A 19,473-nucleotide genomic window follows, 5' to 3' on the forward strand; every position below is an offset into this window, starting at 1 on the left:
CGCCATGGACCGACACCTCCAATGGCTGGGTGGCTTGCTGCTGGTCGCCGCCTGCGCAGCGGGCACCGTGCAGGCCGCCGACTACACCGGTCCGCTGTTCGACGCGCACCTGCACTACAACGAAGAGGCCTGGAACGGCCAGAACGGCCCGCACCCGCCGGCCGACGTCATTGCGCGCATGAAGGCCTCGGGCGTGCGCGCCATCGTCGCCAACTCGCGGCCCAACACCGGTTCGCTGGCGCTGGCCGCCTCCAAGGAGGTGCGCGAGGCCGGCATCGCCGTCGTGCCCTTCGTGCGCCTGTACCGCAACCGCGAGGACTACAGCAACTGGTTCCGCGACGAGAGCATCTACGAGATGGTGCAGGCCGAACTGGCCAAGGGCACGGCCTCCGGTCCCTACAAGGGCATTGGCGAGTTCCACCTGTACGACAGTGCGAATGCCGATGGCCCCGTGGCGAAGAAGCTCATGGTGCTGGCCGAGCAGCGCGACCTGGTGGTGCTGGCGCACGTGGACGATGCCGCCATCGACCTGCTGATGGCCAACACCCCTTCCAAGGGGCAGAAGGTACGACTGGTCTGGGCGCATACGGGCATCGGCGGCGCACCGGTGGAGCGGGTGGACGCGCTCATGGCGCGTTACCCGGGCCTGGTGGGCGAGCTCTCGTACCGCCCTGGCCTGGTCTGCGACAACGAGCAGCTGTGCCCGGCCTGGCGCGCTCTGTTGCTCAAGTACCCCACGCGCTTCGTGATCGGCTCGGACACCTGGGTCAACCAGCGCTGGCAGCACTACGAGGGGCTCATGAAGGGCTACCGCGCCTGGCTCGGCGGCCTGCCGCCTGCGGTGGCGCAGGGGGTGGCGTTTGGCAACAGCGCTGCCTTGTTCGGGGTGCCGGCACCGGGCAAGTAGCCGGGGCTTGCGGGCGCTGCGTCGCCTATCATTTCAGTGCGGGCAGAGCGCCGCGAGGAATTCACCTTCCAGCACCCTGGCCCTGCATTGCGGAGACAAGCCCTTGAAAAACACGACACGCCTTTCCTTCCATTCCGGCCGCCGTCCTGTGGCCCGCAGCGCCTGCGCCCTGGCCCTGGCGGCCGCCAGCCTGGGTTTCGTGGCACCTTCCATCGCGGCGACGGCCTTCGAGCCGACCCAGACCGTGCAGGGGTCGCCCCTGGTGCTGCAGGGCACGGGCACGCGCTACCGCGCCGTGTTCAAGGTTTACGACATGGCGCTGTACCTGCCGAAGAAGGTGCGCACTGCCGACGAGGCGCTGGCCGCCACCAGCGGGCCGGTGCGCCTGCAGTTCGTCGCCCAGCGCGACATCCCGGGCACGGACCTGGGGCTGTCGTTCATCAAGGGGCTGTCCAGCAACGCCACACCGGACCAGGTCCGGCGCCACACGCCGTCGAGCAACCGCCTGGTCGAGATCTTCTCGGGCCGCACCAAGCTGGCTTCGGGCGACACCTTCGCGATGGAGTTCGTGCCTGGCAAGGGCACGACCTTCTATATCCAGGGCCAGCCCCAGGGCGCGCCCGTGGGCGATGCCGAATACTTTGGCATGGTGCTGCGCATCTGGCTGGGGGCTGCTCCGGTGGACAGCCAGCTCAAGGACGCCTTGCTGTCGTCCGGCGCCAACTGACCTGCCTCTCGCAGCGAATGCCGGGTTGTGGCCGCAGCGGCCGTCAGGCGCCCGTGCGGGCCAGGTAGCGCTTGCGCCAGAAGACCGAGACCAGCACCACCGCAATGGTGATCATGGAGCCCATGGCCCACCAGAAACCGTCCTGCTTGTGGATCAGCGGAATGAACTCGAAGTTCATGCCGAAGATGCCGGCGATCAGGTTCAGCGGCAGGAACACGGCCGTGAGCGCTGTCAGCGTGCGCATGATGTCGTTGGTGCGGTTGCCCTGCACCGAGAAATGCATCTGCACGGCGGTCTCGGTGTTCTGCTCCATGCGGCGCACGTGGTGCACCACGCGCTCGATGTGCTCGAGCACGTCGCGGCTGCGCACCTTGAGCAGGTCCAGGTCGCGCAGGCCCGTGGGCGACTCGGGCACGGCCCAGGTCTCCAGCGCGTCGATCCAGTCCTGCACGGCGGTGCGCTGGTCCTCGCAGATTTCGTCCAGTGCGTGCAGCGACAGGCGCGCGTCGAGCAGCGAGCTCCAGTTGACGTAGCGCGCACGGGGCCTGAGCAGCTCGGTCTGCCAGTGGTCGAGCTGGCGCGAGAGCTCGCGGCGCAGGTCCAGGTAGCCGTCCACCATCTGGTTCACCAGGCGCAGCATCAGGTCGGCCGGCGAGGTGGGCTTGCGCGAGCCCGAGGCCGTAGGGCTGGCACGGCCCTCGCGCGGGTCGGTGGGGGAGGGCGCCAGCAGGCGCGTGGCATAGGCATCGCGTACGCTGCAGTCACCGGGATGCACCGTCAGCAGCACCTGGTCGAACACCGCAAACCCCACGGGGCTGGTATCGATGCGCAGCAGCACCGGCGGGCCACCGCGCCGGGGCGCGGGCTGCAGGGCGGCGGCATCGTCGGCATCGGGCGGCGCCGTGGCCAGGCGGCGGAACACCAGCAGGTCGTACTGCGAGGTGTAGTCGTAGTGCGAGGGCAACTGGGCGTTGAGCAGGTCGGAGACGTGCAGGTCCACCAGTTGCAACCCGGTCAGGCGCAGCAGGGCGGCCTGCACTTCGGCCAGTTGGGCCTGGAAGGCCGGGCGCGCGCAGGCGATCCAGAGGTAGCCCTGCTCTGGCCGCTGCGCCGGCAGTGCGTCGAGTTCCTGGGCGCCGTTGCTCTGGATATGGAAGATGCGCATGGAGGCGTTCTACCGCGCCCGCAGCAGACGGGCCGCGTCGCGCGCAAAGTAGGTCAGCACGCCATCGGCGCCCGCACGCTTGAAGGCCAGCAGGCTTTCCATCATCACCGCATCGTGGTCGAGCCAGCCGTTGGCGGCGGCGGCTTTGAGCATGGCGTATTCGCCACTCACCTGGTAGGCGAAGGTGGGTACGCCGAATTCGTCCTTCACGCGGCGCACCACGTCCAGGTAGGGCATGCCGGGCTTGACCATCACCATGTCGGCGCCTTCGGCGATGTCCTGGGCCACCTCGCGCAGTGCCTCGTCGGTGTTGCCGGGGTCCATCTGGTAGACGTTCTTGTCGGCCTTGCCCAGGGCGCCGCGCGTGCCCACCGCATCGCGGAAGGGGCCGTAGAAGGCGCTGGCGTACTTGGCGCTGTAGGCCATGATGCGCGTGTGGATGTGGCCCTGCACCTCCAGCGCCTCGCGGATGGCGCCGATGCGCCCGTCCATCATGTCGCTGGGCGCGACGATGTCCACGCCCGCCTCGGCATGCGTGAGTGCCTGTCCGGTGAGGACCTCCACCGTGTCGTCGTTGATGATGTAGCCGGTATCGTCGAGCAGGCCATCCTGGCCGTGGCTGGTGTAGGGGTCCAGCGCCACGTCGGTCATCACGCCCAGGGTGGGGAATTCCTTCTTCAGGGCGCGCACCACACGCGGGATCAGGCCGTCCGGGTTCAGGGCCTCCTTGCCATCGGGCGTCTTGAGGGCCGGGTCGATGGCCGGGAACAGCGCCAGCACCGGGATGCCGAGCTGCACGCAGTCCTCGGCCACGGGCAGCAGCAGGTCCAGGCTCAGCCGGTCCACGCCGGGCATGGAGGCCACGGCCTCGCGCCGGTTCTGGCCCTCATGCACGAACACCGGGTAGATCAGGTCGTGCGGGGTCACGCAGTGCTCGCGCACCAGGTTGCGGGTGAAGGCATCGCGGCGCAGGCGGCGCGGGCGGTTCTGCGGGAAAGGGGCGGGGCTTGGGAGGTGCATGGGGAAAATTGTGCCTCAAGCGCCGTTGCCAAGGCTGCGCGAGGGCTGCTGGTGCCGGTGTCAAACCCTGCTTGTATGCCCCGCGGGCTGGTGCTAAATTGGTTCCGGGCAGCTTGCTGCCCCCCGCTTTCCTCCCTGAGCGGGGCTCTGGGCTGCCGTAATGCAGGCAGGGCTTTCGAAGCCCGGCAGCTTTTGCCGGGCTTTTTTTTGTCACTCAGGGTTGGGCACATCCGGCTGCGCCCAAGGACCATCAGTCGCGGATCGCCTGTGCCTGCGCAGCGTCAATGAAGGCGCTGACCTTGGCCGCGGAGGTCACTCCACTGCGGTCATAGGCGAAAACTTGCTTTCCATGTTTTGCCGACGCATAGAAATACTGGCCCGAATTGGCCGCAGCTTCCGTGAAGTACAGCACGTCGTAATCCGCTGATGGTTCTATGGAGATGGCCATGCTGGAAAGCTCCCGGATTTCAACAGACGAGTAAATTCCTTTCTTCTGAATACCTTCAAAAAACACCCGGGTCAACCTGTTATTGGCTATGGACAGGTTTTTGTAGAGCTCTAGCTGAACTCCACTGGCCTCCCTGCCTGCAATTGCTGCATGCCTTCTATTAGTTTCCTCAAAAGCTGCTTGCTGGCTCGGGAACGCAACGACGAGCTTTTTCTTCGTCAACGGGGCGGCCAAAGGTGTGACCGATGCAAGTGATTCTGCAACATCGGTACTCACCGCCGTATGAAACGCACTTTCTCCACTATATATTTTTTGGTTCAATGTATAAGTATTGGCGGCGCACCCGGTCAGCAAAATTACCGCAGCCAGCACAAAGGTTTTATTAATCATTGATAATCGCTCCATTGATGAGTTTGCATTTTTCCGGTGAAGTCTTGACGGGAGCCAACGTGCCAAGCTTGCAACTGACGGTTGCACTGAATATCTCGCTGGCCGGGGTTGTAGGCAATGTATCTGGCGAACTGGAGCGGTCACCCGCAGACGCGTTGAGCGCAGTCGATAGATTGAAAATGCCCAGGGAGTTTTTGAATGACTCCGTGGTCTGCATGCATAGATGCTGTTCTGGCGCAAGGTCAACTGAGGGTGTGAATACGCATACACCGACTGCATGTCGGAATGGCGTCGATGAATACGTATCCTGGTAAATGATGTTCCCATTGCCCAGTCGTATGGCGTATCGGAACTGGTAGCTGGACTGGGCCGGCCGGTCGAGCGCCGAGCCGACCAGTATCCCGAGCAGCATGGCGGCCACATGGGTCTTGCCGGAGTAATTGCCGTGGTTGATGGCGCGGTCCACATAGGCTGCGCTGCCGATGGCGGCGCCGACGGCCGTCCCTGCATTGGTGCCTGGCGTGGACCGGTCAAGCCCCTGGTTGTCGAGAATGGTGCCGAACGATTCTGGCGCCATGACTTCCACCACGTACTTTTGCTGAACACTTGCCTTCTCTTCGGCGTTGAGGCCCTGCCACGCTGTGGCCGAGACCCTCAACGAGGTTTGCGCGAACGCGGTAGGACATATCAGCAATGCTGCAAGTAATAATGCCCGCAAAGCGACCCCCTCTGTAAAATATTGACACATCTTAGCAGCCTTTTCTGGGGCGGTAAAGATCTGTGTTGCCGTTGATTTGGATTTAAATATGGCCGCTGGTGCCGGCGGAAGACCGGTATTTATCCGAATAATTTCTAAACACGCCTTGCCTGAATATGGAGATATCCTAGCGGTGTCCTCTTGTGAGATTTCGGAAGGAAGGATTTTCGGGAGTTCGGTTCTAATGGCATAGATTGCCTCGGCGGATTCAAAACTGAAGTGCAACACCTGCCACCCCGTAAGGTCCGCAGATGCACAATCGCAAGGCAACTGCTGCGCTCACCGGCAACGATCAGCCGGGAGCTGGTGCGCAACGGTCATCCATCGGGCCATCCATCGGACTATGGCAGCGTCAAGGCGCAGTGCCTTTGCCTGCAGCGCAGGCGCGCTGCGGCAGGCCCGCCGTCAAGCTGCACCCTGACTCCATCCTGTGGGGCCTGGTGGGCCATTTGCTGCGGCTTCTCTGGTCGACCGAGCAGATTACCCTGACACTGGCACGCTTGCATCCCAAGGCCATGAGCACCGCGTGTCACACGAGACCATCTACAACTGCATCTATGCCATGCCCGTGGGCGAGTTGCGCAAAGAACTGATCGCCACCTTGCGGCACGCCCACAACAAGCGCGTGCCGCGCAGCAAGGGCAAGGACCGCAGGGGCCAGATCCCGGACATGCTGAGTATTCACTTACGCCCGCCAGAGATCGAAGACCGCCCGTTCCCCGGGCACTGGGAAGGCGACTTGATCGAGGGCGAAGGCAATGCCAGTGCAGTAAGGACGTTGGTGGAGCGCACCAGCCGATTGGTCATGCTGGTCAAGCTCCCTGAGTTCAAGCCGGCCAGTGCTGCCAACGTCTTGCAGGGCTTCACGGACAAGCTGCTGGGCATTGCCCAGCCGATGCGCCTGAGCATGACGTACGACCAGGGCCGGGAGATGAGCATGCACAAGAAGCTCAGCGAGCAAACCGGGATAGCGGTGTACTTCTGCGACCCGCACAGCCCCTGGCAAAGGGGCTCCCAACGAGAACATGAATGGCCTGGTTCGCCAGTACCTTCCCAAGGGGACGGACCAGAGCATCTACAGCCAGCAGCAACTCGATGCGATAGCCGATGAGATCAATAACCGCCCCAGAAAGGGGCTGGGGGTACGATCACCGCTGGCTGTGTACCGCGAGTTGCTGATCAACAACCCGCAGCACTCCACCCTTGTTCATTGAAATCCAGGGTGTTGCGCTTCGCTTTTGAATCCGCCCCCTTAAACTGCGCCCATGCTCTGGGTCAAAGCCTTCCACATCGTCTTCATTGCCAGCTGGTTCGCCGGCCTGTTCTACCTGCCACGCATCTTCGTGAACCTGGCCATGGTGGCGCCGGGCTCGGTGGCCGAGCGCGAGCGCCTGATCCTCATGGCGCGCAAGCTGCTGCGCTTCACCACCTTGCTGGCGGTGCCGGCACTGGCCCTGGGCATCTGGCTGTGGCTGGGCTATGGCATCGGCCGGGGGCCGGGCAACGGCTGGATGCATGCCAAGCTGGCCGTGGTGGTGCTGGCCATCGGCTACCACCACGCCTGCGGCATGCTGCTGCGCAAGCTGGTCGACGGCTCGAGCCGCCGCAGCCACCGGTGGTTCCGCTGGTTCAACGAGGTCCCGGTGCTGCTGCTGGTGACCGCCGTGGTGCTGGTGGTGGTCAAGCCGTTCTGACGGCCCAGCGCCCGTGTACAAGAGTTCGGCCGGCCCCCTCGCGCTGATCTATGCGGCGCTGGTCGTCTTTGCCAGCCTGTTCCCGTTCGACGGCTGGCGCGCGCAAGGCATCGATCCCTGGGTGTTCCTCGCCTCGCCGATTCCGCCGCCCTATTGGACCGGCTTTGACGTCACCTCCAACCTGGTGGGCTATGCCCCGCTGGGTTTCCTGCTGGCGCTGGCGCTGCTGCGCATGCGCTGGCGCTGGGGTGCCTGGGTGCTGGCCACGGTGGCTGGCGTGCTGCTGTCGCTGACCCTGGAGTTCCTGCAGATCTACCTGCCCCGGCGCGTGCCTTCCAACATGGACCTGCTGCTCAATTCGGCAGGCACGCTGGCCGGGGCGCTCACGGCGTCGGCGCTGGAGCGCCTGGGGGCCATCGACCGCTGGAGCGACTTTCGCAACCGGTGGTTCGTGCAGGATGCCCATGGCGCGCTGGTGCTGCTGGCTTTGTGGCCGCTGGCCCTGCTGTTCCCGGCGGCCCTGCCGTTTGGCCTGGGGCAGGTGCTTGAGCGGCTGGAGGGGGCCCTGGTCGAGATCCTGGCCGACACCCCGTTCCTGGACTGGTTGCCCATGCGCGACACCGCGCTCGATCCGCTGTCCCCTGGCGGCGAGTTGCTGTGCGTGACGCTGGGCCTGCTGATTCCGTGCCTGCTGGGCTACTGCATCATCCGCGAGATGGGGCGCCGGGCCCTGTTTGCCCTGGCCGTGGTGGTGGTCGGCGTGGTCCTCACGGCCCTGTCGGCGGCGCTGAGCTGGGGTCCGGCCCATGCCTGGGAATGGATGGGCCTGCCCGTGCGCGTGGGCGTGTGGGGCGCCCTGGCGCTCGCGGTGCTGCTGCTGGCGCTGCCCCGGCGCGCTTGCGCCGCCGTGCTGCTGCTGGTGCTGGTGTGGCACCTGGGCCTGCTCAACCAGGCCCCCACCAGCGCTTACTTTGCCCAGACGCTGCAGGCCTGGGAGCAGGGGCGCTTCATCCGCTTCTACGGCCTGGGCCAGTGGCTGGGCTGGGTCTGGCCCTATGCGGCGCTGGCCTATGTGGTGGTGCGGGTGGCGCGGCGCGACGGTCCTGCCTGAGCTCCTTTTGGGGGTTATGGGCATGGGGTGTGCAGGGCTCCGCTCCTAGAATGGCGGCATGACCGACACCTCCACGACGGCACCGGCAGCACAGCCGGGCTACTACCAGCGCCACATCTTCTTTTGCCTGAACGACCGCACCAACGGTGAGGACAGTTGCGCGCACCACGGTGCGCAGGCCGCGTTCGACCGCTGCAAGTTGCAGGTGAAGGCCGCCGGCCTGTCCGGCGCCGGCAAGGTGCGCGTGAACAAGGCGGGTTGCCTGGACCGCTGTGCGGGCGGGCCGATCGCGGTGGTCTATCCCGAGGCGGTCTGGTACACCTTCGTGGACAGCGCCGACATCGATGAGATCGTCGAGTCGCACCTCAAGAATGGCCAGGTGGTAGAGCGCTTGCGCACGCCCCCGGAACTTGGCCGCTGACTCCTATTCAGAGCGCTGTCCATCCCTGATTTTCAGCCGCCGGATTGGCCCGATCTGCGCAGGCTGCTATTGACCTGGTAGCAAATCCCGTGAATTCCCAGACCGAACGCCTGACCCTTGCCGGCGCCGCCGGCGCCATCGAGGCGGTGCGCGACGCTGCCGTGCTGCCCGAGGGGGCGGCCCCGCGCGGCATCGCCGTCATCGCCCATCCCCATCCGCTGTTTGGCGGCACCATGGACAACAAGGTGGTGCAGACCCTGGCGCGCGCTTTCGTGCAAAGCGGCTGGACTGCGGTGCGCTTCAACTTCCGGGGCGTGGGCGGCAGTGCCGGCACGCACGACGAAGGCCGGGGCGAAGCCGAGGACTTTCTGGACGTGGTGCGCCAGGCGGCGCCTGAGGGGCCGTTGGCTCTGGCCGGCTTCTCCTTTGGGGCCTTCGTCACGAGCCATGCGCTGGCCAGCCTGTGGGGCGAGCGCGCCATTGAGCGCGTGGTGTTGGTGGGCACGGCGGCCAGCCGCTTCACCGTGGCCCCGGTGCCACCCGAGGCGCACGAGCGCACCCTGGTCGTGCATGGCGAACAGGACGACACCGTGCCCCTGGCTGCAGTGATGGACTGGGCACGCCCCCAGATACTCCCTGTGACAGTCGTCCCCGGTGGGGGGCATTTCTTTCACGGACAATTGCCGCTTCTGAAAAATCTGGTGACCCGCCACCTGCTGGCCGGGGCCTGACGCTCCACGGCTGGCCGGTGCGCCGCGCAGGCTGCACACTGCCATTCCGCTGCTTTCTGCTGTTTTCTTTCCTCTTCTCTCACCCGAATGCCCGTTTCCATGAAGTCCCTTTTGCCCACGCTGCGCTCCGTCCTCCTCGCCGCGGTGCTCGCGCCCGCCGCCCTGTGGGCGCAGGTGCAGGCCCCGCAGCCGCCCGAGATCGCCGCGCGCAACTACCTGTTGCTGGACATTACGGCCGGTCAGGTGCTGGCCGCCAAGGACATCGATGTGCCGGTGGAGCAGGCTTCGCTGACCAAGCTGATGACCGGTTACCTGGTGTTCGACGCCCTGCGCGCCAAGAAGGTCGCCCTGGACCAGAAGCTGCCCGTGAGCGTGCTGGCCTGGAAGATGCCCGGCTCGCGCATGTTCATCGACCCCAAGATGCAGGTGCCGGTGGATGACCTGATCAAGGGCATGATCGTCCAGTCGGGCAACGACGCCACGATGGCGCTGGCCGAAGGCGTGGGTGGCACGGCCGAAAACTTCGTCAAGCTGATGAACGACCAGGCCAAGGCCCTGGGCATGAAGAACACCGCCTACAAGAACCCCGAGGGCCTGACCGAGCCCGGCCACACCACCACCGCGCGCGACCTGGGTGTGCTGGCCAGCCGGCTCATGAAGGACTTCCCGGAGTACATGCACTACTACGCCACCAAGCAGTACAGCTACCCGGGCACCCCGGTGTCCAACGGCAACAACCGCAATTCCCTGCTGTTCCGCGACCCGACGGTGGATGGGCTCAAGACCGGCCACACCGCCGCTGCCGGCTACTGCCTGGTGGCCACGTCCAAGCGCGACTTCCCCAACGTGGGCCAGCGCCGTTTGCTGTCCATCGTGCTCGGCGCCGCCAGCGAGAACGCTCGTGCCAACGAAAGCCAGAAGCTGCTGAATTGGGGCTATACGGCCTTCGAAGCGGTCAAGCTGTTCGATGCCGGCCAGCCCGTGGCGACCCCAGCCGTCTGGAAGGGCACGGAAAACACCCTCAAGATCGGCCGCAGTGAAGCCATCGTGGTGGCCGTGCCTTCGGGCAGCGGCGGCAAGATCAAGACCGAGATCGCCCGCCCCGACCCCCTGGTGGCCCCCTTCACCAAGGGCCAGGCCGTGGGCTCGCTGAAGGTGGTGCTGGGCGAGCAGACGCTGGCCGAGGTGCCCCTGGTGGCACTGGACGGCGTGGCGCAGGCCGGCATCCTGGGCCGTGCCTGGGACGCCATCCGCCTCTGGATAAAGTAAGGCTAGGGCGTGTCATCAATCATTTCACCCCCCCCGAAAGCCTGCAGCGCGGTGCAGTGCAAGGCGCCCTCAGTGCCGCGTAGCACGGCTACGCAAGCGAAGGGCAACGCCGCAATGTGCCGCGCTGCAGGCTTTCCCTTCGGGCTGGCCCCGGCATGCGGCGTCTGCTTTGTCGCTCGGCTTGCCCATAGTCCACTATGGGCTGCGCCGCGCTTCGCGCATCCGTCCGCATGCCGGGGCCAGCGCGGGGGCGAAATGATTGATGACACGCCCTAGCCCCTGAGTCGCTTCGCGCCTTCCTCCTGGGAGGGGGACGCCGCCCCTGCGGCGGCGCGGCCCTTGCACGGCGGCACTGGCCTGGGCCGCGCGCTTTCAATGGCTGGTGGCGGTGATGAAGTGTCGGGATCCCGGAAACCTGGGGGGAAAGTCGACTGCTGCTTGCCTGCCGAGGTCCATGCTGCTACATTAGAAGGCTTTTCGGAAATTCCGAAGGGTTTCACGTTTTCGTTTTTTACGTTTAGGGACGTATTCATGCCAACCATCAATCAACTAGTCCGTCAGGGGCGCGAGGTCGAAAAGATCAAGTCCAAGAGCCCTGCGATGGAAAACTCTCCCCAGCGCCGCGGCGTGTGCACCCGTGTGTACACCACGACGCCAAAGAAGCCTAACTCCGCTCTGCGCAAGGTCGCCAAGGTTCGCCTGACCAACGGTTTCGAAGTCATTTCCTACATCGGCGGCGAAGGCCACAACCTGCAGGAACACAGCGTGGTGCTGGTTCGCGGCGGTCGTGTCAAGGACTTGCCCGGTGTGCGTTACCACATCGTGCGCGGTTCGCTCGACTTGCAAGGCGTGAAAGACCGCAAGCAGTCGCGCTCCAAGTACGGTGCCAAGAAGCCAAAGGCCAAGTAAGCCCTGGTTTTCGTGTATCCATCGGTGTTTGATTCGCCTGGCTGGCGCAGTCAAACGAAGTGACCCCAAGCGCGGAGTGTTCCGTGTGGGTCGAGTAAGTGGGGTTCTGAATGAATCTCGCGGTGTCTGAAAAGATGCCAACTGAAGCAATATGAGGTGAAAAATGCCACGTCGTCGCGAAGTCCCCAAACGTGAAATCCTGCCGGATCCCAAGTTCGGCAATGTAGAGCTGTCCAAATTCATGAACGTGATCATGGAAGGCGGCAAGAAAGCTGTTGCAGAACGCATCATTTACGGTGCCCTGGAACTGATCGAGAAGAAGCACCCTGACAAGGACCCGCTGGAAGCCTTCACCGTTGCCATCAACAACGTGAAGCCCATGGTCGAAGTGAAGTCCCGCCGCGTGGGCGGTGCCAACTACCAGGTGCCCGTCGAAGTGCGCCCTGTCCGTCGCCTGGCCCTGTCCATGCGCTGGATCAAGGAAGCGGCCCGCAAGCGCGGCGAAAAGTCGATGGCCCAGCGTCTGGCCAACGAACTGCTCGAGGCCACCGAAGGCCGTGGTGGTGCCATGAAGAAGCGTGACGAAGTTCACCGCATGGCCGAAGCCAACAAGGCATTCAGCCACTTCCGCTTCTAAATCGACGAACTGCTCTCGTCGCCAAGCGCAAGGCTGCCGGCATTTTTGCCTGCAGCCTTGTGGCGATTGAGGTGGTCACAAAATTGACGGGTTGCAGCGCCACAATGCTGGGCCCCTCCCCCGAATAACACGACCCATCCAAGGATCCACCATGGCTCGCAAGACTCCCATCGAGCGCTACCGCAATATCGGTATCTCGGCCCACATTGACGCTGGCAAGACCACGACCACCGAACGTATCCTGTTCTACACGGGCGTGAGCCACAAGATTGGTGAAGTGCACGACGGCGCTGCCACCATGGACTGGATGGAGCAGGAACAAGAGCGCGGCATCACGATCACCTCGGCTGCCACGACCTGCTTCTGGAAGGGCATGGACAACTCGTACGAAGAGCACCGCTTCAACATCATCGACACCCCCGGTCACGTGGACTTCACGATCGAAGTGGAACGTTCGATGCGCGTGCTCGACGGCGCCTGCATGGTGTACTGCGCCGTGGGTGGCGTGCAGCCTCAGTCGGAAACCGTCTGGCGCCAGGCCAACAAGTACAAGGTGCCTCGTCTGGCCTTCGTGAACAAGATGGACCGTACCGGTGCCAACTTCTTCAAGGTCTACGAGCAGATGAAGCTGCGCCTCAAGGCCAACCCCGTGCCCGTGGTGATCCCGATCGGCGCCGAAGACAAGTTCACCGGTGTGGTCGACCTGCTCAAGATGAAGGCCATCCTGTGGGATGAAGCCTCGCAGGGCATGAAGTTCAGCTACGAAGAAATTCCAGCCGACCTGCTCGAATCCGCCAAGGAATGGCGCGAGAAGATGGTGGAAGCCGCTGCCGAAGCCTCCGAAGAGCTGATGAACAAGTACCTGGAAGAGGGCGACCTCTCCGAAGCCGAAATCAAGTTCGGCCTGCGTACGCGTACCATCGCCACGGAAATCCACCCGATGCTGTGCGGCACCGCGTTCAAGAACAAGGGCGTGCAGCGCATGCTGGACGCCGTGATCGACTACCTGCCAGCACCGACGGACATTCCTGACGTGACCGGCACCGACGAAGACGAAAAGCCAGTCACCCGCAAGGCGGACGACAGCGAGAAGTTCTCCGCCCTGGCATTCAAGCTGATGACCGACCCGTTCGTGGGCCAGCTGACCTTCGTGCGTGTGTACTCGGGCGTTCTGAGCAAGGGCGACACCGTCTACAACCCCATCAAGGGCAAGAAGGAACGCATCGGCCGTATCGTGCAGATGCACGCCAACGAGCGCCAGGAAGTCGAAGAAATCCGCGCCGGCGACATCGCTGCCTGCGTGGGCCTGAAGGACGTGACGACCGGTGAAACGCTGAGCGACATCGACTCCCAGATCATTCTGGAGCGCATGGTGTTCCCTGAGCCTGTGATCACGCAGGCCGTTGAGCCCAAGACCAAGGCCGACCAGGAAAAGATGGGCATCGCACTGCAGCGCCTGGCTGCAGAAGATCCATCCTTCCGCGTGAAGACCGACGAAGAATCGGGCCAGACGCTGATCGCCGGCATGGGCGAGCTGCACCTGGAAATCATCGTTGACCGCATGAAGCGTGAGTTCGGCGTGGAAGCCAACGTGGGCAAGCCCCAGGTTGCCTACCGCGAAACCATCCGCAAGACGGTGGAAGAAGCCGAAGGCAAGTTCGTGCGCCAGTCCGGTGGTAAGGGCCAGTACGGTCACGTCGTGCTCAAGATCGAACCCAACGAAGCCGGCAAGGGCATCGAGTTCGTCGACGCCATCAAGGGCGGTGTGGTTCCTCGCGAATTCATCCCGGCCGTGGAAAAGGGTATCAACGAAGCCGTCACGCAAGGCGTGCTGGCCGGCTACCCCGTGGTGGACGTCAAGGTCACGCTGCACTTCGGTTCGTACCACGATGTGGACTCGAACGAACTGGCGTTCAAGATGGCTGCCATCTTCGGCTTCAAGGAAGGCTGCCGCAAGGCCAACCCGGTCATCCTGGAACCCATGATGGCCGTGGAAGTGGAAACGCCTGAAGACTACGCCGGCACGGTGATGGGCGATCTGTCCTCCCGCCGCGGCATGGTCCAGGGCATGGACGACATCCCGGGCGGTGGCAAGGCCATCCGCGCCGAAGTGCCGCTGTCGGAAATGTTCGGCTACTCGACCTCGCTGCGCTCCGCAACGCAAGGCCGCGCCACGTATTCGATGGAATTCAAGCACTACAGCGAAGCGCCTCGCAACGTGTCCGAAGCCATCATGGCTTCGCGCGCCAAGTAAGCAGCCCGCAAGAGACTGCCGCCAGCGCCTGCCTGCAGGTGTCGGTGGCCGTCTCGCCCCTCTTTCGCAAGATTTTGCAGTCTGCGATCCCGTGCCGCCCCGTTGCCTGTGCAGGGCGAACCAGCAACCGGATGCAGACGTTAAACCACAACACAGGCATTGCTCTTTGGAGAATTGAAAATGGCAAAAGGTAAATTCGAGCGCACGAAGCCTCACGTCAACGTGGGCACGATCGGCCACGTGGACCACGGCAAGACGACCCTGACGGCGGCCATCGCCACGGTGCTGTCTGCCAAGTTCGGCGGCGAAGCCAAGGCATACGACCAGATCGACGCAGCACCTGAAGAAAAGGCCCGCGGCATCACGATCAACACCGCACACGTGGAATACGAAACGGCCAACCGCCACTACGCCCACGTGGACTGCCCCGGCCACGCCGACTATGTGAAGAACATGATCACCGGCGCTGCCCAGATGGACGGCGCCATTCTGGTGTGCTCGGCCGCTGACGGCCCCATGCCCCAGACCCGTGAGCACATCCTGCTGGCCCGCCAGGTGGGCGTGCCTTACATCATCGTGTTCCTGAACAAGTGCGACATGGTGGACGACGAAGAGCTGCTCGAACTGGTCGAGATGGAAGTGCGCGAACTCCTGGACAAGTACAACTTCCCAGGCGACGACACCCCCATCGTGCGCGGTTCCGCCAAGCTGGCCCTGGAAGGCGACAAGGGTCCCCTGGGTGAAGAAGCCATCATGAAGCTGGCCGACGCCCTGGACAACTACATCCCCACGCCAGAGCGCGCTGTGGACGGTGCCTTCCTGATGCCCGTGGAAGACGTGTTCTCGATCTCCGGCCGCGGCACCGTGGTGACCGGTCGTATCGAGCGCGGCATCGTCAAGGTCGGCGAAGAAATCGAAATCGTCGGTATCAAGGACACCGTCAAGACCACCTGCACCGGCGTGGAAATGTTCCGCAAGCTGCTGGACCAAGGCCAGGCTGGCGACAACGTTGGCCTGCTGCTGCGCGGCACCAAGCGTGAAGACGTGGAGCGCGGCCAAGTGCTGTGCAAGCCCGGCTCGATCAAGCCACACACCCACTTCACGGCTGAAGTGTATGTGCTGAGCAAGGACGAAGGCGGCCGCCACACCCCGTTCTTCAACAACTACCGTCCTCAGTTCTACTTCCGCACGACCGACGTCACCGGCGCGATCGAGCTGCCAGCGGACAAGGAAATGGTCATGCCAGGCGACAACGTGTCGATCACCGTCAAGCTGATCAACCCCATCGCCATGGAAGAAGGCCTGCGCTTCGCCATCCGTGAAGGCGGCCGTACCGTCGGCGCAGGCGTCGTGGCCAAGATCATCGCCTGATCGCCAGCACCATAACAACAAGGAACTTGACATGTCCAAGCAAAAAATCCGCATCCGCCTGAAGGCGTTTGACTACAAGCTGATCGACCAGTCCGCTGCCGAGATCGTTGACACCGCCAAGCGCACCGGCGCCATCGTCAAGGGCCCTGTGCCCCTGCCGACGCGCATGAAGCGCTTCGACATCCTGCGCTCGCCGCACGTCAACAAGACCAGCCGCGACCAGCTCGAAATCCGCACGCACCAGCGTCTGATGGACATCGTGGACCCCACCGACAAGACGGTGGACGCCCTGATGAAGCTCGACCTGCCAGCCGGCGTGGACGTCGAGATCAAGCTGCAGTAATGATCCCTTCCTGGCGGGCTTGCCCGCCAGGCGTGGTCTCGCACAACGCGAACTTGCTTGCAAAAGCGGTTCGCGTTATACTTTAGGGCTTCGCTTAATTTGCGTGCGCTTATGGTGCGCGCAAACCGGTTTGGCGCGTACCTTGGCCTTGTGTCAGGGCACGCGAGCGGAGTTTTAATAACCCTCTTTCATGCACGCGAGTGCAACGCCGCAGCCAATTGAAGTTGCGGCGGTGGAAGTTTTGGAGAAACAAATGAGTCTGAGCAACTCCCTCGGGTTGCTGGGTCGCAAGGTGGGCATGATGCGTCTGTTCACCGATGACGGGGACGCAGTGCCTGTCACGGTGGTGGATGTGTCCAACAACCGCGTAACCCAGATCAAAACCCAAGAGAACGATGGCTACGTGGCCCTGCAGGTCACGTTCGGTTCGCGCAAAGCATCGCGCGTGACCAAGCCAGAAGCCGGTCACCTTGCCAAGGCAGGTGTCGAAGCCGGTGAAATCATCCAGGAATTCCGCGTGACCGCCGACACCGCAGCCCAGTACCAAGCTGGCGCATCGGTCGTTGTGACGTCCGTGTTCTCCGTGGGTCAGAAGGTCGACGTGCAAGGCACCTCGATCGGTAAAGGCTACGCCGGCACCATCAAGCGCCACAACATGAGCTCGCAACGCGCGTCGCACGGTAACAGCCGTTCGCACAACGTTCCCGGCTCCATTGGTATGGCGCAGGATCCAGGCCGCGTGTTCCCTGGCAAGCGGATGACGGGCCACCTCGGCGATGTCACCAAGACCACGCAAAACCTCGATGTGATCCGCATCGACGAAGCGCGTCAACTGCTCTTGATCAAGGGCGCTATTCCGGGCTCCAAGGGTGGGTTCGTGACGGTGCGTCCAGCGGTCAAGGCCAAAGCCTCCAAAGGAGCGAACTAATGCAGCTCGAACTCCTGAATGACCAAGGCCAGGGCGCGTCCAAGCTGGACGTTCCTGAAACCGTGTTCGGTCGTGAATACAACGAAGATCTGGTGCACCAGATCGTGGTGGCTTATCAAGCCAACGCACGCCAAGGCACTCGCGCCCAGAAGGACCGCGAGCAAGTCCGTCACTCGACCAAGAAGCCTTTCAAGCAAAAGGGTACGGGTAACGCACGTGCAGGTATGACCTCGTCGCCACTGTGGCGCGGGGGCGGTCGGATTTTCCCGAACATGCCTGACGAAAACTTCACGCAAAAGATCAACAAGAAGATGTACCGCGCCGGCATGTCTGCGATTTTGTCGCAGCTCGCCCGTGAAGGCCGTCTGGCCGTGGTCGATTCGCTGAAGGTCGACTCGCCCAAGACCAAGGTCCTGGCCGACAAGTTCAAGGCCATGAATCTGCAATCGGTGATGGTGATCTCCGAGGAAGTGGACGAAAACCTGTACCTGGCTTCGCGCAATCTGGTGAACGTGCTCGTCGTCGAGCCACGTTACGCCGATCCCGTGTCGCTGGTCCGTTTCAAGAAAGTGCTCGTCACCAAGGGTGCAATCGACAAACTCAAGGAGATGTTCGCATGAGCACACTCAAGTTTGACGAAGGTCGTCTGATGCAAGTGCTGGTCGCTCCCATCGTGTCCGAAAAGGCCACCATGGTTGCCGAGAAGTCCAATGCTGTGACGTTCAAGGTGCTGCAGAACGCTACCAAGCCAGAAATCAAGGCCGCTGTGGAATTGATGTTCAAGGTCGAGGTCAAGGGCGTTTCCGTGGTGAACACCAAAGGCAAGACCAAGCGCTTCGGCAAGACCGTCGGCCGCCGCGACAACGTTCGCAAGGCATACGTCACGCTGCAGCCAGGTCAAGAGCTGAACCTCTCCGGGGAGGCCGCGTAATCATGGCTGTCATTAAGATGAAACCCACTTCGCCCGGCCAACGTGCCGTGGTGAAGGTCACGCGTGACCACCTGTACAAGGGTGAAGCGTACGCCCCCCTGCTGGAACCCCAGTTCCAGAAGGCCGGCCGTAACAACAACGGTCACATCACCACCCGCCACAAGGGCGGTGGTCACAAGCACCACTACCGCGTGGTGGACTTCAAGCGCAACAAGGACGGCATTCCGGCCAAGGTTGAGCGCATCGAGTATGACCCGAACCGTACGGCCCACATCGCTCTGGTGTGCTATGCCGACGGCGAGCGCCGCTACATCATCGCTCCCCGCAACCTGGAAGTGGGCGCAACCCTGCTGTCCGGTTCGGAAGCGCCGATCCGCGCTGGCAACACGCTGCCTATCCGCAACATCCCCGTGGGTTCGACCATCCACTGCATCGAGCTCAAGCCCGGTGCCGGTGCGCAGATCGCCCGCTCGGCTGGTGCTTCGGCAACCCTGCTGGCCCGCGAAGGCACCTACGCTCAAGTGCGCATGCGCTCGGGTGAAGTGCGCAAGATCCACATCGAATGCCGCGCCACCATTGGCGAAGTGGCCAACGAAGAACACAGCCTGCGCCAACTCGGCAAGGCCGGTGTGAAGCGCTGGATGGGTATTCGTCCTACGGTTCGCGGCGTTGCCATGAACCCTGTGGATCACCCTCACGGTGGTGGCGAAGGCCGCACCGGCGAAGGCCGCCATGCAGTCGATCCTTGGGGCAATCTGACCAAGGGTTATCGCACCCGTAACAACAAGCGCACACAGATCATGATCGTGTCGCGTCGCAAGAAGTAAGGGGTAACAGATGACTCGCTCTCTCAAAAAGGGTCCATTTGTTGACCATCACTTGCTGGCCAAGGTCGAAAAGGCCGTCGCCACCAAGGATAAGAAGCCAGTGAAGACCTGGTCGCGTCGCTCCATGGTTCTGCCCGATTTCATCGGTCTGACCATCGCCGTGCACAACGGCAAGCAGCACGTACCTGTCTACGTTACCGACCAGATGGTGGGCCACAAGCTCGGCGAATTCGCCCTGACGCGCACCTTCAAGGGTCACCCCGCTGACAAAAAAGTCAAGAAATAAGGAACGACCATGTCTGAAACACGTGCAGTCCTCCGGGGCGTCCGTCTGTCGGTCGACAAGGGCCGTCTGGTCGCTGACTTGATCCGCGGCAAGAAGGTGGACCAGGCTCTGAACATCCTGAACTTCACGCAGAAAAAAGCTGCGGGAATCGTCAAGAAGGTTCTGGAGTCCGCCATCGCCAACGCTGAGCACAACGACGGCGCCGACATCGACGAACTGAAGGTCAAGACCATCTACGTCGAACAAGGCACCACGCTCAAGCGCTTCACCGCGCGCGCCAAAGGCCGCGGCAACCGCATCAGCAAGCCCACGTGCCATGTGTACGTGACGGTTGGCAACTAAAGGCT

22 protein-coding genes and 1 pseudogene are annotated in these 19,473 nt (G+C 63.2%); 19 read left to right on the top strand and 4 right to left on the bottom strand.

Going from position 1 to position 19,473, the window contains the following annotated elements:
• The first annotated feature begins 4 nt into the window (after nucleotides 1–4).
• Both AC0IZS_RS10575 and AC0IZS_RS10580 read left to right on the top strand, forming a co-directional pair.
• A complete protein-coding gene (locus AC0IZS_RS10575) occupies nucleotides 5–907 on the top strand; it encodes an amidohydrolase family protein (RefSeq protein ID WP_471635598.1) in 903 nt (300 codons plus the stop codon).
• A 103-nt stretch (nucleotides 908–1,010) separates the two neighbouring features.
• Nucleotides 1,011–1,634, top strand: a complete 624-nt coding sequence (locus AC0IZS_RS10580; RefSeq protein ID WP_471635599.1) for a chalcone isomerase family protein — start codon at nucleotides 1,011–1,013, stop codon at nucleotides 1,632–1,634.
• Nucleotides 1,635–1,677: 43 nt separating this feature from the next.
• Here the strand turns inward: AC0IZS_RS10580 and AC0IZS_RS10585 are convergent, their stop codons facing one another.
• The 4 genes from AC0IZS_RS10585 to AC0IZS_RS10600 all read right to left on the bottom strand — a co-directional run bounded on the left by AC0IZS_RS10585 (nucleotide 1,678) and on the right by AC0IZS_RS10600 (nucleotide 5,639).
• Nucleotides 1,678–2,799, bottom strand: coding sequence for a magnesium transporter CorA family protein (locus AC0IZS_RS10585; RefSeq protein WP_471635600.1), 1,122 nt, complete (start codon nucleotides 2,797–2,799; stop codon nucleotides 1,678–1,680).
• A gap of 9 nt (nucleotides 2,800–2,808) precedes the next feature.
• Nucleotides 2,809–3,819 carry a porphobilinogen synthase gene (hemB, locus tag AC0IZS_RS10590; RefSeq protein ID WP_471635601.1) on the bottom strand — a complete coding sequence of 337 codons (1,011 nt, stop codon included), beginning with the start codon at nucleotides 3,817–3,819 and terminating at the stop codon, nucleotides 2,809–2,811.
• 250 nt (nucleotides 3,820–4,069) lie between these two features.
• Nucleotides 4,070–4,657 carry a hypothetical protein gene (locus AC0IZS_RS10595; RefSeq protein ID WP_471635602.1) on the bottom strand — a complete coding sequence of 196 codons (588 nt, stop codon included), beginning with the start codon at nucleotides 4,655–4,657 and terminating at the stop codon, nucleotides 4,070–4,072.
• Complete coding sequence (locus AC0IZS_RS10600; protein ID WP_471635603.1) at nucleotides 4,650–5,639, bottom strand: hypothetical protein; 990 nt, start codon at nucleotides 5,637–5,639, stop codon at nucleotides 4,650–4,652. Before AC0IZS_RS10600 ends, AC0IZS_RS10595 begins: the two co-directional genes overlap by 8 nt.
• Here AC0IZS_RS10600 and AC0IZS_RS10605 point away from each other — a divergent pair.
• The 17 genes and pseudogenes from AC0IZS_RS10605 to rplV all read left to right on the top strand — a co-directional run bounded on the left by AC0IZS_RS10605 (nucleotide 5,604) and on the right by rplV (nucleotide 19,468).
• Nucleotides 5,604–6,628 (top strand): annotated as a pseudogene (locus tag AC0IZS_RS10605) (IS30 family transposase). The gene AC0IZS_RS10600 and the pseudogene AC0IZS_RS10605 sit on opposite strands and share 36 nt — an antisense overlap.
• A 51-nt stretch (nucleotides 6,629–6,679) precedes the next feature.
• The gene (locus AC0IZS_RS10610; RefSeq protein WP_471635604.1) at nucleotides 6,680–7,108 is read left to right on the top strand and encodes a CopD family protein; all 429 of its coding nucleotides are present in this window, start codon (nucleotides 6,680–6,682) and stop codon (nucleotides 7,106–7,108) included.
• A gap of 13 nt (nucleotides 7,109–7,121) precedes the next feature.
• The gene (locus tag AC0IZS_RS10615; RefSeq protein ID WP_471635605.1) at nucleotides 7,122–8,219 is read left to right on the top strand and encodes a VanZ family protein; all 1,098 of its coding nucleotides are present in this window, start codon (nucleotides 7,122–7,124) and stop codon (nucleotides 8,217–8,219) included.
• 58 nt (nucleotides 8,220–8,277) lie between these two features.
• Nucleotides 8,278–8,640: a (2Fe-2S) ferredoxin domain-containing protein gene (locus AC0IZS_RS10620; RefSeq protein ID WP_471635606.1), complete on the top strand. Its 363-nt coding sequence runs from the start codon at nucleotides 8,278–8,280 to the stop codon at nucleotides 8,638–8,640.
• Between the two features lie 89 nt (nucleotides 8,641–8,729).
• On the top strand, nucleotides 8,730–9,371 hold the full coding sequence (locus AC0IZS_RS10625; RefSeq protein ID WP_471635607.1) for an alpha/beta hydrolase: 642 nt from the start codon (nucleotides 8,730–8,732) through the stop codon (nucleotides 9,369–9,371).
• 99 nt (nucleotides 9,372–9,470) lie between these two features.
• Nucleotides 9,471–10,640, top strand: coding sequence for a D-alanyl-D-alanine carboxypeptidase family protein (locus AC0IZS_RS10630; protein ID WP_471635608.1), 1,170 nt, complete (start codon nucleotides 9,471–9,473; stop codon nucleotides 10,638–10,640).
• Nucleotides 10,641–11,171: 531 nt separating this feature from the next.
• Nucleotides 11,172–11,549: a 30S ribosomal protein S12 gene (gene rpsL / locus AC0IZS_RS10635; RefSeq protein ID WP_007851137.1), complete on the top strand. Its 378-nt coding sequence runs from the start codon at nucleotides 11,172–11,174 to the stop codon at nucleotides 11,547–11,549.
• Nucleotides 11,550–11,712: 163 nt separating this feature from the next.
• A complete protein-coding gene (rpsG, locus tag AC0IZS_RS10640; RefSeq protein ID WP_005798541.1) occupies nucleotides 11,713–12,186 on the top strand; it encodes a 30S ribosomal protein S7 in 474 nt (157 codons plus the stop codon).
• Between the two features lie 151 nt (nucleotides 12,187–12,337).
• Nucleotides 12,338–14,440 carry an elongation factor G gene (gene fusA / locus AC0IZS_RS10645; RefSeq protein ID WP_471635609.1) on the top strand — a complete coding sequence of 701 codons (2,103 nt, stop codon included), beginning with the start codon at nucleotides 12,338–12,340 and terminating at the stop codon, nucleotides 14,438–14,440.
• 180 nt (nucleotides 14,441–14,620) lie between these two features.
• Nucleotides 14,621–15,811 (top strand): elongation factor Tu, encoded by a 1,191-nt coding sequence (gene tuf, locus AC0IZS_RS10650; RefSeq protein WP_471635610.1) that lies wholly within the window; start codon nucleotides 14,621–14,623, stop codon nucleotides 15,809–15,811.
• Between the two features lie 31 nt (nucleotides 15,812–15,842).
• Entirely contained in the window at nucleotides 15,843–16,154 is a 312-nt protein-coding gene (gene rpsJ / locus AC0IZS_RS10655) for a 30S ribosomal protein S10 (RefSeq protein WP_005796953.1), read from the top strand.
• A 253-nt stretch (nucleotides 16,155–16,407) separates the two neighbouring features.
• Nucleotides 16,408–17,082 (top strand): 50S ribosomal protein L3, encoded by a 675-nt coding sequence (gene rplC, locus AC0IZS_RS10660; RefSeq protein WP_322594166.1) that lies wholly within the window; start codon nucleotides 16,408–16,410, stop codon nucleotides 17,080–17,082.
• Nucleotides 17,082–17,702 (top strand): 50S ribosomal protein L4, encoded by a 621-nt coding sequence (gene rplD / locus AC0IZS_RS10665; protein WP_322594165.1) that lies wholly within the window; start codon nucleotides 17,082–17,084, stop codon nucleotides 17,700–17,702. The genes rplC and rplD overlap by 1 nt, the downstream gene beginning before the upstream one ends.
• Nucleotides 17,699–18,013 (top strand): 50S ribosomal protein L23, encoded by a 315-nt coding sequence (rplW, locus tag AC0IZS_RS10670; protein WP_007847815.1) that lies wholly within the window; start codon nucleotides 17,699–17,701, stop codon nucleotides 18,011–18,013. Before rplD ends, rplW begins: the two co-directional genes overlap by 4 nt.
• Before the next feature lie 2 nt (nucleotides 18,014–18,015).
• Nucleotides 18,016–18,840 (top strand): 50S ribosomal protein L2, encoded by an 825-nt coding sequence (gene rplB, locus AC0IZS_RS10675; protein WP_007847814.1) that lies wholly within the window; start codon nucleotides 18,016–18,018, stop codon nucleotides 18,838–18,840.
• Between the two features lie 10 nt (nucleotides 18,841–18,850).
• Complete coding sequence (gene rpsS, locus AC0IZS_RS10680; protein WP_027997031.1) at nucleotides 18,851–19,126, top strand: 30S ribosomal protein S19; 276 nt, start codon at nucleotides 18,851–18,853, stop codon at nucleotides 19,124–19,126.
• A 9-nt stretch (nucleotides 19,127–19,135) separates the two neighbouring features.
• Entirely contained in the window at nucleotides 19,136–19,468 is a 333-nt protein-coding gene (gene rplV, locus AC0IZS_RS10685; RefSeq protein WP_007847806.1) for a 50S ribosomal protein L22, read from the top strand.
• The last annotated feature ends 5 nt before the right edge of the window (nucleotides 19,469–19,473 follow it).

Source organism: Acidovorax sp. AC410 (assembly GCF_979253235.1).

Bases quoted from the DNA above. Each gene is read 5' to 3' on its own strand.
- AC0IZS_RS10575 (WP_471635598.1), top strand. From the start codon at position 5: ATGGACCGACACCTCCAATGGCTGGGTGGCTTGCTGCTGGTCGCCGCC.
- AC0IZS_RS10585 (WP_471635600.1), bottom strand. From the start codon at position 2,799: ATGCGCATCTTCCATATCCAGAGCAACGGCGCCCAGGAACTCGACGCA.
- hemB (WP_471635601.1), bottom strand. From the start codon at position 3,819: ATGCACCTCCCAAGCCCCGCCCCTTTCCCGCAGAACCGCCCGCGCCGC.
- AC0IZS_RS10595 (WP_471635602.1), bottom strand. From the start codon at position 4,657: ATGATTAATAAAACCTTTGTGCTGGCTGCGGTAATTTTGCTGACCGGG.
- AC0IZS_RS10610 (WP_471635604.1), top strand. From the start codon at position 6,680: ATGCTCTGGGTCAAAGCCTTCCACATCGTCTTCATTGCCAGCTGGTTC.
- AC0IZS_RS10620 (WP_471635606.1), top strand. From the start codon at position 8,278: ATGACCGACACCTCCACGACGGCACCGGCAGCACAGCCGGGCTACTAC.
- AC0IZS_RS10630 (WP_471635608.1), top strand. From the start codon at position 9,471: ATGAAGTCCCTTTTGCCCACGCTGCGCTCCGTCCTCCTCGCCGCGGTG.
- rpsL (WP_007851137.1), top strand. From the start codon at position 11,172: ATGCCAACCATCAATCAACTAGTCCGTCAGGGGCGCGAGGTCGAAAAG.
- rpsG (WP_005798541.1), top strand. From the start codon at position 11,713: ATGCCACGTCGTCGCGAAGTCCCCAAACGTGAAATCCTGCCGGATCCC.
- fusA (WP_471635609.1), top strand. From the start codon at position 12,338: ATGGCTCGCAAGACTCCCATCGAGCGCTACCGCAATATCGGTATCTCG.
- tuf (WP_471635610.1), top strand. From the start codon at position 14,621: ATGGCAAAAGGTAAATTCGAGCGCACGAAGCCTCACGTCAACGTGGGC.
- rpsJ (WP_005796953.1), top strand. From the start codon at position 15,843: ATGTCCAAGCAAAAAATCCGCATCCGCCTGAAGGCGTTTGACTACAAG.
- rplC (WP_322594166.1), top strand. From the start codon at position 16,408: ATGAGTCTGAGCAACTCCCTCGGGTTGCTGGGTCGCAAGGTGGGCATG.
- rplD (WP_322594165.1), top strand. From the start codon at position 17,082: ATGCAGCTCGAACTCCTGAATGACCAAGGCCAGGGCGCGTCCAAGCTG.
- rplW (WP_007847815.1), top strand. From the start codon at position 17,699: ATGAGCACACTCAAGTTTGACGAAGGTCGTCTGATGCAAGTGCTGGTC.
- rplB (WP_007847814.1), top strand. From the start codon at position 18,016: ATGGCTGTCATTAAGATGAAACCCACTTCGCCCGGCCAACGTGCCGTG.
- rpsS (WP_027997031.1), top strand. From the start codon at position 18,851: ATGACTCGCTCTCTCAAAAAGGGTCCATTTGTTGACCATCACTTGCTG.
- rplV (WP_007847806.1), top strand. From the start codon at position 19,136: ATGTCTGAAACACGTGCAGTCCTCCGGGGCGTCCGTCTGTCGGTCGAC.